We start from the raw sequence: 14214 nt of genomic DNA, 5'->3' as shown, positions 1-14214 counted from the left end.
GAGCTTGTCTGCGATGTCATCACTGCCCAAATACCAGGAAATCTACCGGCGCTTTCGCCTCGCCATCGACCAGGGCCAACTCGGCCCAGGTGATCGGGTGCCGTCGGTGCGCAGCCTGGCCCTGGAACTCAAGGTGGCGCGGGGCACGGTTGAGGCGGCTTATCAGTTGCTGGTCAGTGAGGGTTTTTTCGAGGCGCGTGGGCAGGCGGGCACTGTGATTGCGGGGGCTATACCAGTCGCCCCGATGAAGCCGCAGCCGGCCTTTACGCCGGTCGCTTCCGGCCCCCGGCCGCTGCAAATGGGCCTGCCCGCGCTGGATGCATTCCCGCGCAAACTGTGGGCGCGGTTGGTTACCCGGCAGGTACGCCGCACCGATGCCGACAGCCTGGCGATGGGCGACGTGCGTGGCGCTCATGCCTTGCGCGCGGCGATTGCCAGTTACCTGGCGTTGTACCGGGGCGTGGAGTGTTCGCCGCAGCAGGTGTTTGTGTGTGCAGGGTATGCGGGGTGTCTGACGCTGTTGTGCGATGCGCTGCAGATGGCGGGGCAGCGCTGCTGGTTTGAAGACCCAGGGTATTTGCATGCACGGCAGTTGTTGCTGCATCAGGGGGCGGAATTGGTGCCGGTGCCGGTGGATGCTGAGGGGCTGGACGTTGAGCGCGGCAGGCAGCGCGACCGGCAGGCGCGCTTGGCGATTGTGACGCCGGCGCATCAGAGCCCCTTGGGCGTGGCATTGAGCCCGGCGCGACGACTGGCGTTGCTGGCGTGGGCGCGGGAGCAGGGGAGTTGGGTGGTCGAGGATGACTACGACAGTGAGTTTCGCTATCAGGGCCAGCCGTTGGCGGCGCTCAAGAGCCAGGACGTGGGGGATCGGGTGATCTATGCCGGGAGCTTCAGCAAGATGCTGTTTCCGGGGTTGCGATTGGGGTATCTGGTGGTGCCCGCTTCGTTAGTCGAGGCGTTTGGCCGCAGTGCCGAGGCGTTGCAGCAGCGCAGTGCACAGCTGTTGCAACTGACGGCGGCGGATTTTCTGGAGCAGGGGCATTTTACGCGGCACCTGAAGCAGATGCGGCTTTTGTATGCGCAACGCAGGCGGTTGTTGGTGGCGGCGCTTGGGGTGCACTGCGCGGAGTTTTTGCGGGTGGATGAGCAGGCGGGGGGAATTAACTTGCTGGCGCGGTTGCTGGTTTCAGTGCCGGATTGTGTTGTGGTTGAGGCTGCAAACAACGCGGGCTTGGCTGTTCAGCCGTTATCGGGATGGATGCTGGAACCTGGCAGTGAGCAGGGGGTGTTGATGGGGTTTACGAATGTGCTGACGGCTGAGCAGGCGGCGGAGGTGGCGCTGGTTTTACGCCGAGTTATTGTCGAGTCGCTATCCACTCCTTGGGTAACGGCTAAATCTATCTAATGGAATGAGATCAAAATGTGGGAGCGGGCTTGCTCGCGAATGCGGTGGTTCAGTCAGCTCATGTGTTACTGGCCCACCGCATTCGCGAGCAAGCCCGCTCCCACATTTGATTGAGTACAGCCTCAATGGATATGTACCCGCGATCACAACCCCTGACTCCCCCGAATCAAATCATAAGCCTTACGCGCAATCGGGTTCGCCGTATTCGGCCGAATCCACAAGTAGTAAGTGACCTCAGGCATGCGCGGCAACCCATCCGTCTCCCCCAGCACGCGCATATCCGGCCCGAGCATTTCCATGCTCCGCGGTGTCACCCCCAACCCCGCGCGGGTCGCGGCCTTGATGCCGATCAGGTTCGACGCCAGGTACGCCTGCCGCCAAGGAATATTCGCCCGCTCCAGCGCCTCCAGCGCATACCGCCGATAAATGCTCGGCTCATCCACCAGAATCAACGGCAGCGGTTCACCCGGCTGGTGAATGTACTGCGCCGAACAAATCCACCACACCGGCGAAGTACGCAAGGCAAACCCCTCCAGGTTCGGATCGGACCGCGTAGATATCACCATGTCCACCTTGCCCCGGTGCAAGTCATCCATCAAAAACGGGCTGCGCCCCACATCGATTTCCAAACGCAAGCGCGGTGCCGAGCGGGCGATGTGGCTGAGGATCGGCGGCAGAATCGTGTCGGCAATGTCATGCGGCGAACCAATGCGCAACACACCGCTCAGGCTGCTTTCACGCAGCGAATTCAACGCGTCGTCATTCAGCGACAGCATCTGCCGCGCATGCCGCAGCAGCTGCAAACCCGGCTCGGTCAGCTGCTTCTGCCGCCCGCGCTTTTCAAACAGGCTCACGCCCACTTGCTGTTCCAGGCGCTGCATGTGCTGAGTCACGGACGACTGCGTACGCGCCAGGTGCATGCCGGCGCCGGCGAAGCTGTGGTGGTCGACCACGGCAATAAAGGTGCGCAGCAGTTCAAGGTCGAGGGTCGACATAGGCCATTTCCAAAGGCGGTTTTATATCAAGGGTGTGAAGTTAAACATTACAGATATTAATGTGTTGTTGAAGCTGATTTTTATCAAGGCCAGCAAATAGAGGGTTATGCCTGAATCAAAGGTCACCCTTATACGGCAAGTTATAACGATATGAGATATTTGCATTTCCGTTGCTACCGCACTCTCCCTAGCATGCCCCTCCATCAGGTCGGGGTACGCCGATCATTCGCCAGGGGGAAGTCCAATGATGTTCAAGAAATGGTTGCCGGTGGCCCTGGGATCGATGATCGCCCTGGGCGGCAGTGTGGCGGCCCAGGCCGATGCGACGCTGGACAAAATCGAACAACGCCATGTGCTGGTGGTTGGCGTGCTGCTGTCTGGCGGGCCGTTCGGCAGCATTGATCCGGCCACGCAGAAGCCCAAGGGCTTGAACGTCGACCTGGCCAACGAAGTGGGGCGCCAGCTGCACGCCGAAGTGCAACTGGTGCCGGTACTGCCCGCCAACCGCGTGCAGTTCCTGCAGCAAGGCAAGGTTGACCTGCTGATCGCCAACATGGAATGGACCGCCGAGCGCGGTGAAATCCTCGGCTTTGTGCCAACCCCGTTCTACCGCATCGGCGGCACCGCAGCGGTACTCAAGGACAGCAAGATCACCCGCTGGGAAGACCTCAAGGGCCAACCCGTGTGCACCTCCCAAGGCAGCAGCTACGTCAAGCCGCTGACCGAGTTCGGCGCGCAGATCAAAGCCTTCAAGAGCTCGTCCGAATCGCTGCTGGCCCTGCGCGGCAACAACTGCGTGGCGGCAGTGCATGACTCCACACTGATCAACCCGTTGATCAACGACAGCGCCGAATGGAAGGACTACCGCGCCATCAGCCCGGAACTCAACCCGGCGCCGTCGGTGATCTGGACCCGTCGCGGCGAAGGCGACACCCAGGCCAAACTCGACCCGATCGTCAAGGAACTGCACCGCAGCGGCTGGCTGATCGACGCCCAGACCCGCAACCGCATCAGCCCGGCCTCGCCGGCGCTGGTGGAATTGCAACAACAGTTCAAGGGTGCCTGAGCATGCCGTTTAAAACCCTCACCGCACTTGGCCTGGCCCTGTGCGCCGGTTTCGCCCACGCCGATGCCACCCTCGACAAGATCCAGCAACGCCATGCCATCAGTGTCGGCGTTATCCTCAGCGGCCCGCCGTTCGGCACCATCGACCCGAAAACCGGCGAGCACCTGGGCTACAACGTCGAACTGGCCAAAGGCATCGGCCAGGCGCTGGGCGTCGAGACCAAGACGGTCTCGGTGCTGGCGCCCAACCGCGTGCAGTTCCTGCAGCAGGGCAAGGTCGACATTCTGATCGCCAATATGCAATTCACCGAAGAGCGCGCCGAGATCCTCGATTACGTGCCCACGCCCTATGAAGAAGTCGGCGGCGCGGCATTGATTCGCAAAGGTGCGGGTATCAAGCAATGGGCCGACCTCAAGGACAAGCCGGTGTGCGTGTCCCAGGGCAGCAACTTCATCAAGCCGCTGCAGGAAACCTACGGCGCGCAGATCAAGGCGTTCCGCAGCCAGTCCGAATCCTTGCTGTCGTTGCGCGGTAACGGTTGCGTGGCGGCTGTGCACGTCAGCCCGACCATGCATGCGCTGCTCAGCGATGCCGAGTGGGACGGCTATGAAATTCCACTGCCGGGCGACCTGATTCCGTCCAAATCGGTGATCTGGATTCGCAAGGGCGAGCACGATACCCAGGCCAGGCTCGATGCCATTGTGCGCGACTGGCATAAAAGCGGTTTCCTGATCGCCCTCGGCGAACGCACGGGCATGGCGCCGTCCCAGGCCCTGCGTGATCTGCACGAGCAGTACAGCCATGAGTGACACGCTGTTCGCCACCCTGCAACAACTGCTGGGCGCCGCCCATGTGCAAACCAGTGCTGAAGCGGCCGAGTACCTGACTGACAAGCAGGGCCGCTACACCGGCCAGGTGTTCGCGGCGGTGCACCCGGCCACCACCGACGAAGTTGCCGCCGTGGTGCGCGCCTGCGTAGCCTTGCGCACGCCCATCGTGGTGCAGGGCGGCAACACCGGGCTGATGGCCGGCGCCACGCCGGATGCCAGCGGGCGTTCGGTGTTGCTGTTGCTTGATCGCATGAACCGCGTGCGCCAGGTCGACACCGACAACGACACACTCACGGTGGAAGCCGGCTGCATCCTGCAGAACATCCAGGACGTGGCCCGTGAGGCCGGCCGCCTGTTCCCCCTGAGCCTGGGTGCCGAGGGCAGTTGCACCATCGGCGGCAACCTGGGCACCAACGCTGGCGGCACTGCGGTATTGCGTTACGGCAACACCCGCGAGCTGACCCTGGGCCTTGAAGTGGTCACCGCCGAAGGCGAGATCTGGCATGGCTTGCGCGGTTTGCGCAAGGACAACACCGGCTACGACCTGCGCGATTTGTACATCGGCAGCGAAGGCACGCTGGGGATAATCACCGCCGCCACCTTGAAGCTGTTCCCGCTGCCCAAGGCCCAGGCCACCGCGCTATTAGCTTTCGATGAGCTGGCCCAGGCGGTGGCGTTCCTGTCCCATGCCCGTGCCGGGTTTGGCGCCAGCCTGACGGCCTTCGAACTGCTCACCGCCGATTGCCTGGCGCTGTTGCGCGACCAGTTCCCGGACGGCCCGCAGCCTTTCAAAATCGCGCGCCAGCCTTGGTTTGCCTTGATTGAACTCTCCGATAATCAAGGCGAAGCGCATGCCCGCGAAGCCTTCGAACAGGTGCTCGGCGATGCTTTTGAACAGCAACTCATCAGTGATGCCTTGATCGCCGAAAGCCTGGCACAAAGCGAGGCCCTGTGGCTGCTGCGCGAGAACATGAGCGAGGCGCAGAAACGCGCCGGGCGCAATATGAAGCACGATATCTCAGTGCCGATTTCTCAGGTTGTGGCGTTCGTCGCGCACACCGATGCATTGCTGCAGCAGCACTTCCCCGGCGTGCGCAATTTCACCTTCGGGCACCTGGGCGACGGCAACCTGCATTACAACGTGGCACACCCGCTGGGTTCGACAGTGGACGCGCACATGGCCCATTACGCCGAGTTGAGCGCGTTGGTGCATGACAGCGCCCATGCCCACGGCGGCTCGATCAGTGCCGAACACGGCATCGGCCAGCGCAAAGTCGGCATGCTCGGGCGCTACAAAAGCCCGGTGGAATTGGACCTGATGCGCCGCATCAAGCAGGCGCTCGACCCGCACAACCTGCTCAACCCCGGTAAAGTCCTTGAGGTGCAGCCATGACCGTACGCTTGTCCAAACGCGTGCAGCGCGTGTCGCTGTCGGCCAACGCTGCGGCCAAATCCCGCGCCACCGAACTGCGTGACGCCGGGCGCGATATCCTCGACCTGACCACCGGCGAGCCGGATTTCGACACCCCGGAATACATCAAGCAAGCCGCCTACGCCGCCATCGCGGCCGGTGCCACCAAGTACACGCCGACGCCGGGCGTCAAGGCGCTGCGCGTGGCGGTGCAGCGCAAACTGGCCGCGGAAAATCACTTGGACTACCCGCTGGCGTCCATCGTGATTGCCAACGGCGCCAAGCAGATCATCTTCAATGCTTTCGCCGCCACCCTCGACGAAGGCGATCAAGTGCTGGTGCCGACGCCTTACTGGCCGTCGTTTCCGGACAGCGTGCGCTTTAACGGCGGCGAACCGGTCTTCATCGAATGTGGGCTGGAGCAGGGCTGCAAGTTGCTGCCGGCGCAGTTGGCGCAACACATCACTGAGCGCACGCGCTGGCTGATCCTCAATGGCCCGGGCAACCCCAGCGGCGCGGTGTACAGCGAAACCGAACTGCAGGCATTGGCCGAGGTGCTGCGCCGCCATCCCCAGGTGTTGATCCTGCTGGATGAGCTGTACGAGCACATCCGCTTCGATGGTCGCCCGGCCCAGAGTTTGTTGAACGTCGCACCCGACTTGCAGGGCCGCTGCCTGCTGGTGGGCGGCGTGTCCAAGACCTACGCCATGACCGGCTGGCGCATCGGCTTTGGCGCCGGGCCGAAAACCCTCACCGACGCGATGGCGGTGGTGCAATCGCAGTCCACCTCCGGTGCGTCATCGGTGGGGCAGGCGGCGGCATTGGCGGCCTATAACGGCGGGCTGTACTTCCTCGCCGAGCAGGTCGCGGCCTATCAATTGCGTCGGGATATTCTGGTTGCAGCGTTGAATAACGTGGAAGGCCTGGAAGTGCTTGAACCCCAGGGCGGTTTTTTCGTGTTCGTGCGCTGCGCAGGGCTAATAGGCCGCTCTCGCCCGGACGGCCAGCGCATCGACAGCGATGAAGATCTGGTCGCCTGGCTGCTGGAGCAGGGCGTCGCCGGTGTGGCGGGCAGCGCCTATGGCCTGTCGCCGTGGTTTCGCTTGTCCATCGCCACCGCGACCGACAGCGTGGCTGAGGCCGGGCGGCGTATCGCAGCCGCCTGCGGACAGTTGTAATGATGCAGGCGTTTGTTCATTGGGCCGCAGGCTTTGGCCTGAACTACAGCTTCCTGCTCGACGCTTACCAGCGCGGCACCTTGGTCCAGGGCGCGCTGACCACCGGCTGGCTGTGCCTGTTCACCATCATTGGCAGCCTGTTGGCGGGCATCAGCCTGGCCGCCATGCTGACTTCGGGCAACCCGTGGCTGGCCAAGCCGGCGCGGGTGTTTGTCGAGGTCACACGCAATACGCCGACGCTGGTGCAGCTGTATTGCGCGTTCCTGGTGTTGAACATGCTGCTGACCCAGGCGGTGGGCGCGGCCAACCCGCTGACGCCGTTTGCCTGGGTGGTGATCGTAATATCCCTGCATAAGGGCGCGTTCCACGCCGAAGCCTTGCGTGCGGGCATCGAAGCGGTGCCCGCCGTGACCCTGGAAGCCGCCAGCTCTCTGGCCTTCAACAGGCGCCAACTGCTGTGGAACGTGCAGTTGCCGCTGGCGCTGCGTTTTGCCTTGCCGTCGCTGATCAACAACTTGATCGACCTGGTGAAGATGACCGCCGTGGCCTCGGCCATTGCCGTGGGTGACATCACCTACGCCGCGATCATGATCTGGACCCAAAGCGACAACGTGCTGGAACTGATGATCCTGATCCTGAGTTTCTTCGGCCTGCTGAGTTTTATCGTCAATTGTGTGGGGCGCTGGCTGGAAGCGCGCCTGAGGATGCCCGGCTATGGCCATTGATTCATTTCCAGTGCTGTCGGCGTTGTGGCAGTGGTCGCCGGCGCTGGTGGCAGGCTTTGGCCAGAACATCCTGATCAGCCTGTTGGCGATTGCCATCGGCTCGCTGCTGGGCTTGTTGATCGGCGCGCTGGCGCTGTCGCCGCTGGGGTTTGTCGCGCGGCTGTGGGTGCAGGTATTTCGCAATGCGCCGTGGCTGGTGCTGATCTATTTCACCACCTACGTGTTCCCGTTCGAAATCCATATCGGCAGCAGCTATGTGTCGTTCCCCGACTGGGTCAAGGTCACCCTCGGCCTGGCCTTGCCGGCGAGTGCCAACGTGGCGGAGATCTTCCGTGGTGCCATCGGTTCGATCCCCAGCACCCAGTGGGAAGCCGCGCGGTCGCTGGCGTTTACCCGTGGCCAGCTGTTCCGTTCGATCATTTTGCCGCAGTGCTTCAAGCGCATGTTGCCGCCGTGGATGAACCTTTACGCCGTGGTCACCATGGGCACCGCGCTGGCCTCACTGGTCGGCGTGCATGACGTGATCGATACCGCGCAGATCGCCAGCAACACCGTGAACCTCACCGGCTTTACCGTGGTGATCTACCTGAGCCTGCTGGTGCTGTTTTTCGCCTACTGCTACCCGATTTCCCGCCTGACCCAACACCTGGAGCGCCGTTATGCCTTCTATTGAACCCCTGGTGAGCCTGCGGGATATCCACTTGTCGTTTGGTAGCAGCCCGGTGCTCAAAGGCATTGACCTGGATGTGCATCGCGGCCAGGCGGTGTCGATCATCGGCCCGTCGGGCTCGGGCAAATCCACGATTTTGCGTTGCATCACCGGGTTGTTGCAGCCCCAGCGCGGCAGTATTCGCGTGGGTGAAACCCGCGTCGACACCCTGGCCCATGAAGCTCAGCGTATCGAGTTGCGCAAGCGCGTCGGCTTTGTGTTCCAGCAGTACAACCTGTTCCCGCACCTGTCGGTGCTGGAAAACCTGGTGATCGCCCCGCGCAAGGTGCTGGGCCGCAACCGCGCCGACGCCGAGAAAGACGCGCGAGCGTTGCTGGCCAAGGTGCGCATGGAGCACAAGGCGGATGCTTATCCAGGCCAGTTGTCCGGCGGCCAGCAGCAGCGCGTGGCGATTGCCCGCGCACTGGCGATGCGTCCGGAGCTGATCCTGTTCGACGAAGTGACCTCGGCACTCGACCCGGAAACCGTCGGCGAAGTGCTGACGGTGATCCGCGAACTCACCGAAGAGGGTATGACCTGCGTGCTGGTCACCCACGAAATGCGCTTCGCCGAAGAGATCAGCGACCTAGTGTACTTCACCGAAAACGGCGTGATTGTCGAACACGGCAGCGCTGCACAGATCTTCCAGAACCCCGCCAGCGAACGCACCCAGACGTTTCTGCGCCATGCCTTGGGCGATTCGGGGCGCCGTGGCCCCATCGCCCACGACCCGTACCTGTTGACCAATTTGAGCCGTTACAGCCTGTCCGTCTGATAAGAGGAAAACCGTCATGAGTAGCGAAAACCGTGCTGCTGTCATCGAAGCGTTCTTGCAGCAAATCCGCGTCATCAATCAGCGCGGCGTAGACCGTGCGGCCCTGGTGGAAATCGTCGGCTTGCTGGAAAACCTGGCCGAGCGCAGCGACCTGTTCAACTTCGACGCATTCCCCGCGCCGGTGCCGAGGCAGGGCAGTACCGCGTTCCGCTATCGCCTGAATGACGACGGCGACACCCCGACGCTGTACCTCAACTCGCTGTTGCCGGGCAAAAGCACGATCCCCCACAACCATGAAACCTGGGCGATCATCAGCGCCATCGAAGGCCAGGAAATCAACTACGTTTACGCACGCAATGATCAAGGCCGCGAGCCGGGTTTCACCAGCCTGACCCTGGAAAAACAAGTAATCGTGCAGCCGGGTACGTCGATCTCGTTCCTCGGTGAAGACCTGCATGGCATCAAGGTCGAAGGCGAGCAGGCGACCTTGCACTTCCACCTCTACGGCTTGCCGCTGGAATCGCTGAATGGCCGTTACGGCGTGGAAGCCGACGGGCGCATCCTCAACTACAACGCCTCGCAGATGGCGCCGTCGATTCGCGCGTACTGAGGGCGAGGTTTTTATGATTGACCTGTATTACTGGCCAACCGGCAACGGCCTGAAAGTCGGCATCCTGCTCGAAGAGCTGGGCCTTGAATACCGCCTGCTGCCGGTGAACATCCGCGAAGGCGAGCAGAAGGCTGCCAGCTTCCAGCTCATCAGCGCCAACGGGCGAATCCCGGCGATTGTCGACCATCGCCGCGAGACACCGCTGAGCCTGTTCGAATCCGGCGCCATCCTCAACTACCTGGCCGACAGCGCCGGGCAATTCCTGCCGCCAGCCGGCACTGCCGAGCGGCAAAACGTGCAGGAGTGGCTGTTCTGGCAAGTCGGGCATATCACCCCGTACCTGAGCCAATTGCAGGTGTTCAAAGAGAAAGCGCCGGAGCCGATCCCGTTCGCCCTCGACCTGCTGAATGCCGAAGCGACGCGCCTGTACCGCGTGCTGGAGCAGCGCCTGGCTGAAGTGCCATTTGTGGCCGGTGAATACTCGGTGGCCGACATGGCGATATTCCCGTGGATTCAGCCGCTGCGCCAAGGCCAGGACCTGGCGGACTACCCGCATATCCAGGCCTGGCGCCTGCGCATCAAAGCGCGGCCGGCGGTGCAGCGTGCCTATGCCAAAGGTCGCGAAGTCGCAGCGGGCGAGCGCTCGTTGGCGTTGCAGTAACTCTTTTCTTACTTTGTTGGGACTTCCATGAGCCAGACCATCACCCCACGTCAACTGCAGCAATGGCTGTTCGACGGGCAGGAAATCGCCGTATTCGACGTGCGCGAACACGGGCAATACGGCGAAGCCCACCTGTTCCACGGGGTGAACCTGCCCTATAGCCGCCTGGAGCTGGAAGTACGCCGCCTGGCGCCCAACCCGCAGGTGCGCCTGGTGATTTACGATCAGGACGGCGGTGAGGTGGCGACCCGCACGGCCGCGCGCCTGCAGGCGCTGGGCTACAGTCAGGTGCATGTATTGGCGGGCGGCGCCGACGGTTGGCAAGCGGCCGGTTTGCAACTGTTTGCCGGTGTGCATGTACCGTCCAAGGCTTTTGGCGAGTTGGTCGAAGAGGCCAGCCACACGCCCCACGTCACTGCGCGGCAATTGGCCGAGTGGCAGGCGCGTGGCGAGCCGCTGGTGGTGCTCGACGGGCGGCCGTTCGATGAATACCGCAAGATGACCATTCCCGGTTCCATCTGCTGCCCGAATGGCGAGTTGGGTTATCGCGTGCATGACCTGGTGCCGGATGAAACCACGCCGATTGTGGTCAATTGCGCCGGGCGCACCCGCAGCATTATCGGCGCGCAGACGTTGATCAACCTCGGCCTGAAAAACCCGATCTATGCCTTGGAGAACGGCACGCAAGGCTGGTACCTGGAAGACTTCCAGCTAGAGCACGGCAGCACCCGACGTTACCACGAGCAGGTCAGCACGGACCTGACTCAACAGCGCCAGGCCGCGCGGCAATTGGCCGAGCGCGCAGGCGTGGTGAGTGTCTCGGCCGAGCAGGTTCGGCAGTGGGCGAGTGACACGCAGCGCAGCCTGTTCCTGTGCGACGTGCGCACCGCCGAAGAATTTGCCGTTGGCAGCTTGCCGGGCTCGCAACACACGCCGGGCGGGCAGTTGATCCAGTCCACCGACCTGTACATCGGCGTGCGTCAGGCGCGGGTGGTGCTGGTGGACAGCGACGGCGTACGCGCGCCGATTGTGGCCAGTTGGCTGCGCCAATTGGGGCATGAGGCGTATGTGTTGGAGGGCGGTATCGCCAGCGGCCTGGCCTTGCCGGTGTTGCAGCCGGTGGCATACGAGCCGCTGCCGCTGATCAGTGCCCAGGCACTGGCGCTGGAATTGAACGACGTCAACCTGATCGATTTGCGCCCGAGCATGCTGTTTCGCAAAGGGCATATCGCCGGTTCGCAGTGGTCGATTCGATCACTGTTGAAAACCGATCATCGGTCGCTGGTGCTGGTGGCGGATGACCCTGCGTTGGCCGCCTTTGCTGCCGAAGGCGTGTCGGCAAGGTTGCTGGACGGTGGCTTCGCGGCTTGGGCCGCGGCCGGTCTGCCGGTTAACGAAGGCGCGCAAACCCTGCCCGACGCGCAGTGCATCGACTTCCTGTTCTTTACCCACGACCGCCACAGCGGCAACAAAGATGCCGCGCGCCAGTATCTGGCCTGGGAAATCGGCCTGTTGGCGCAAATGAGCGAAGCCGAAATCGCCAGCCTCAAGCCACTCACGCCGCCGTCACGCGTGCGCACGCGGTTGATCCACGCCGCGCGGAGCGAAAAGGGCCACGGCGGCCGCGCAGTGAATGTGCCGATCACGCGCATGAGCACGGTGCTGTTCGATAACCTCGCGCAAATGCGCGACGCCCGCGCCCGACGCGACAGCGAGCGCGTGTTGACCTACGGTGCGCGCGGCAATCCCACGTCCCACGCACTGGAAGACCTGGTCACCGAGCTGGAAGGCGGCTATCGCACGCGGCTCTACGGCACCGGCCTGGCGGCAGCAGCCCAGGTGTTCCTGGCCTACCTGCGCCCCGGCGATCATGTGTTGATCACCGATGCGGTGTATTCGCCGGTGCGCAAGCTGGCGCGTGAATTTCTGCAGCCGTTCGGCATAGAAGTCAGCTACTTCTCGCCCGATGGGACGGGGTTGGAGGCACAGCTGCAAGCCAACACCAAACTGGTCTACGCCGAAGTGCCGGGCTCGCTGTTGTATGAGCTGTGCGATCTGCCTGTGATCGCGGCGTTGTGCAAACCACGCAACATCTTGCTGGCCGTCGACAACACCTGGGGCTCGGGCTACCTGTACCGGCCACTGGCATTGGGTGCGGACATCTCGATCATGGCCCTGACCAAATACCTCGGCGGCCACAGCGACGTGATGATGGGCAGCGTGTGCACCACCGCAGCGGCCTGGCCGGCGTTGGGCAAAATGAGCGACACCTTCGGCAATTCGGTCAGCGCCGACGATGCCTACCTGATCCTGCGTGGCGCACGCACCTTGGCGTCACGCCTGGATGTCCACGAGCGCCAGGCGCTCGAAATCGCGCAGTGGCTACAGGCGCAGCCGCAGGTAAAGCGCGTGTTCCACCCGGCACTGCCTGGGCATCCGGGGCATGCGCTGTGGCGTCGGGATTTCACCGGCAGCAATGGCTTGTTGTCGTTTGAATTGGCGAATGCAGACGCGGCTTACCTTGAGCGTTTTATCGATGCTTTGCAGCTGTTTGGCTTGGGCGCGTCGTGGGGCGGCTATGAAAGCCTGGTCACCGTCGCCGACACCCAGGACCGTGAGAGTGCGGCGGATCGGGCGTTGAATTCGGTGGTGCGCTTGCACATCGGCTTGGAAGATGTGGCGGCGCTGATCGAGGATCTGCAGCGCGGGTTTGCCCTGGCAGGCTGAGTGATGATCGCTCCCACGCAAAGTGGGAGCGATCCACCGGTCAGTGTTTGACCGGCGTCGGCAGGGTCACGAGGTTGACGTAGCCGTCCCAGAATTTCTTCTGATCCACGCCAAACACCACTTTGGCCTTCTGTGTGCCAACCGGTGCGCCTTTCTTGTAGCCCAGTGCGCGGCCGTAGTCGGCGCCGAAGGTGGCGTCCACGTCCACCCATAAATCGCGCGACTCGGTGACAATCTCCGGGCTGACCAGGAACAGCGCCGGCAGGCTGTCCCAGGTGAAGCTGTGGTAGCTCGGGTCTTTGTCGAACAGCGGCCCGAACTCATGCTTGTACAGGTCGGCAATCGCGCCTTTCTGTGCAATCACGCGCTGGTACACCGATTTGTCGAAGGTGACTTTCTCGCACACATCGTTCGGGAAAATCACGTGCTCGATGGGTGAGCGCAACACGATCTTCGCCGCCTCCGGGTCGAACCACCAGTTGAACTCCGCCGCCGGCGTGGTGTTGCCCGGAATCTCCAGGGCACCGCCCATGTACACGATGCGCTTGATCAGCGGCACGATGTCCGGCGCCGAGCGAATCGCCAGGGCGATGTTTGTGAGTGGGCCGACCGCCAGAATCGTCACTTGGTGCGGGTTGGCGCGTACGCTTTGCACGATGAACTGCGCGGCGGTCTCACTGCGCAGTTGGGTGTGGGTAGCCAGGCCGTCCGGTGGCGCGACCAATTGCGCGGGCGAAGTAGGTCGCGGGTTTTTGAACGCGCCCGGCCAGCCCGAGCCGAACAGGGCTTTCTCTGCCTCATAAGTGGCGTAGTCATGCAGCAGCGGGTAGGCGGCGCCCGAGTAGACGCCGACCTCTTTTTCCACGCCCATGCGTTCTACGGCCTTGAGGGCGTCGACCTGCTCCTGGTCGACCCAGGCGTTGCCGCTGACCAGGGTCATGCCGAGCAAGTCGATGCGTTTTTGCGCATGCAACTGGGCGAGCATGATAAAGGCCTGGCCGTCATCGTTGAGCACATTGAAGTCGGTGTCGAAGATGACTTTTTCAGCTGCTTGCACGGTGCCGGCACACAGGCCGATCGCGACAAGCAGCGCACAGCTTTTCAGAAAACCTTGCATGG

At 62.8% G+C, this 14214-nt stretch carries 13 protein-coding genes; 11 read left to right on the top strand and 2 right to left on the bottom strand.

Features of this window, described 5'->3' with window-relative positions:
- Positions 1–13: 13 nt before the first annotated feature.
- Positions 14–1408: a MocR-like pyridoxine biosynthesis transcription factor PdxR gene (pdxR, locus tag PspR76_RS16550; RefSeq protein WP_159961487.1), complete on the top strand. Its 1395-nt coding sequence runs from the start codon at positions 14–16 to the stop codon at positions 1406–1408.
- A gap of 143 nt (positions 1409–1551) precedes the next feature.
- On the opposite strand, the gene PspR76_RS16545 is transcribed toward pdxR, so the two are convergent.
- Positions 1552–2403: a LysR substrate-binding domain-containing protein gene (locus tag PspR76_RS16545; RefSeq protein WP_159956917.1), complete on the bottom strand. Its 852-nt coding sequence runs from the start codon at positions 2401–2403 to the stop codon at positions 1552–1554.
- 244 nt (positions 2404–2647) lie between these two features.
- Between PspR76_RS16545 and PspR76_RS16540 the strand changes: the two genes are divergently transcribed.
- Genes PspR76_RS16540 through metC form a run of 10 tightly spaced genes read left to right on the top strand, consistent with a single transcriptional unit; the run spans position 2648 to position 13095 of the window.
- Positions 2648–3469 (top strand): transporter substrate-binding domain-containing protein, encoded by an 822-nt coding sequence (locus PspR76_RS16540; protein WP_159956915.1) that lies wholly within the window; start codon positions 2648–2650, stop codon positions 3467–3469.
- A gap of 2 nt (positions 3470–3471) precedes the next feature.
- Entirely contained in the window at positions 3472–4278 is an 807-nt protein-coding gene (locus tag PspR76_RS16535) for a transporter substrate-binding domain-containing protein (protein WP_159956913.1), read from the top strand.
- Positions 4271–5692: an FAD-binding oxidoreductase gene (locus PspR76_RS16530; protein ID WP_159956911.1), complete on the top strand. Its 1422-nt coding sequence runs from the start codon at positions 4271–4273 to the stop codon at positions 5690–5692. Before PspR76_RS16535 ends, PspR76_RS16530 begins: the two co-directional genes overlap by 8 nt.
- Entirely contained in the window at positions 5689–6888 is a 1200-nt protein-coding gene (locus tag PspR76_RS16525; RefSeq protein WP_159956909.1) for an aminotransferase class I/II-fold pyridoxal phosphate-dependent enzyme, read from the top strand. Before PspR76_RS16530 ends, PspR76_RS16525 begins: the two co-directional genes overlap by 4 nt.
- Complete coding sequence (locus PspR76_RS16520; RefSeq protein WP_159956907.1) at positions 6888–7613, top strand: amino acid ABC transporter permease; 726 nt, start codon at positions 6888–6890, stop codon at positions 7611–7613. The genes PspR76_RS16525 and PspR76_RS16520 overlap by 1 nt, the downstream gene beginning before the upstream one ends.
- Positions 7603–8286: an amino acid ABC transporter permease gene (locus tag PspR76_RS16515; protein ID WP_159956905.1), complete on the top strand. Its 684-nt coding sequence runs from the start codon at positions 7603–7605 to the stop codon at positions 8284–8286. The genes PspR76_RS16520 and PspR76_RS16515 overlap by 11 nt, the downstream gene beginning before the upstream one ends.
- A complete protein-coding gene (locus PspR76_RS16510; protein WP_159956903.1) occupies positions 8273–9097 on the top strand; it encodes an amino acid ABC transporter ATP-binding protein in 825 nt (274 codons plus the stop codon). The genes PspR76_RS16515 and PspR76_RS16510 overlap by 14 nt, the downstream gene beginning before the upstream one ends.
- 16 nt (positions 9098–9113) lie before the next feature.
- Positions 9114–9707: a cysteine dioxygenase gene (locus PspR76_RS16505; RefSeq protein WP_159956901.1), complete on the top strand. Its 594-nt coding sequence runs from the start codon at positions 9114–9116 to the stop codon at positions 9705–9707.
- A 13-nt stretch (positions 9708–9720) separates the two neighbouring features.
- On the top strand, positions 9721–10368 hold the full coding sequence (locus PspR76_RS16500; RefSeq protein WP_159956900.1) for a glutathione S-transferase family protein: 648 nt from the start codon (positions 9721–9723) through the stop codon (positions 10366–10368).
- A gap of 27 nt (positions 10369–10395) precedes the next feature.
- Complete coding sequence (metC, locus tag PspR76_RS16495) at positions 10396–13095, top strand: cystathionine beta-lyase (RefSeq protein ID WP_159956898.1); 2700 nt, start codon at positions 10396–10398, stop codon at positions 13093–13095.
- 40 nt (positions 13096–13135) lie between these two features.
- On the opposite strand, the gene PspR76_RS16490 is transcribed toward metC, so the two are convergent.
- Positions 13136–14212 carry a nucleoside hydrolase gene (locus PspR76_RS16490; protein WP_159956896.1) on the bottom strand — a complete coding sequence of 359 codons (1077 nt, stop codon included), beginning with the start codon at positions 14210–14212 and terminating at the stop codon, positions 13136–13138.
- Positions 14213–14214 lie beyond the last annotated feature (2 nt).

This window comes from Pseudomonas sp. R76 (genome assembly GCF_009834565.1).
In the GTDB taxonomy this organism is placed as follows: Bacteria; Pseudomonadota; Gammaproteobacteria; order Pseudomonadales; family Pseudomonadaceae; genus Aquipseudomonas.
This window is presented reverse-complemented; position numbering and strand designations above follow the sequence as displayed.

Coding starts and splice junctions, on each gene's coding strand:
- pdxR (WP_159961487.1), top strand. CDS start 14: ATGTCATCACTGCCCAAATACCAGGAAATCTACCGGCGCTTTCGCCTC.
- PspR76_RS16545 (WP_159956917.1), bottom strand. CDS start 2,403: ATGTCGACCCTCGACCTTGAACTGCTGCGCACCTTTATTGCCGTGGTC.
- PspR76_RS16540 (WP_159956915.1), top strand. CDS start 2,648: ATGATGTTCAAGAAATGGTTGCCGGTGGCCCTGGGATCGATGATCGCC.
- PspR76_RS16535 (WP_159956913.1), top strand. CDS start 3,472: ATGCCGTTTAAAACCCTCACCGCACTTGGCCTGGCCCTGTGCGCCGGT.
- PspR76_RS16530 (WP_159956911.1), top strand. CDS start 4,271: ATGAGTGACACGCTGTTCGCCACCCTGCAACAACTGCTGGGCGCCGCC.
- PspR76_RS16525 (WP_159956909.1), top strand. CDS start 5,689: ATGACCGTACGCTTGTCCAAACGCGTGCAGCGCGTGTCGCTGTCGGCC.
- PspR76_RS16520 (WP_159956907.1), top strand. CDS start 6,888: ATGATGCAGGCGTTTGTTCATTGGGCCGCAGGCTTTGGCCTGAACTAC.
- PspR76_RS16515 (WP_159956905.1), top strand. CDS start 7,603: ATGGCCATTGATTCATTTCCAGTGCTGTCGGCGTTGTGGCAGTGGTCG.
- PspR76_RS16510 (WP_159956903.1), top strand. CDS start 8,273: ATGCCTTCTATTGAACCCCTGGTGAGCCTGCGGGATATCCACTTGTCG.
- PspR76_RS16505 (WP_159956901.1), top strand. CDS start 9,114: ATGAGTAGCGAAAACCGTGCTGCTGTCATCGAAGCGTTCTTGCAGCAA.
- PspR76_RS16500 (WP_159956900.1), top strand. CDS start 9,721: ATGATTGACCTGTATTACTGGCCAACCGGCAACGGCCTGAAAGTCGGC.
- metC (WP_159956898.1), top strand. CDS start 10,396: ATGAGCCAGACCATCACCCCACGTCAACTGCAGCAATGGCTGTTCGAC.
- PspR76_RS16490 (WP_159956896.1), bottom strand. CDS start 14,212: ATGCAAGGTTTTCTGAAAAGCTGTGCGCTGCTTGTCGCGATCGGCCTG.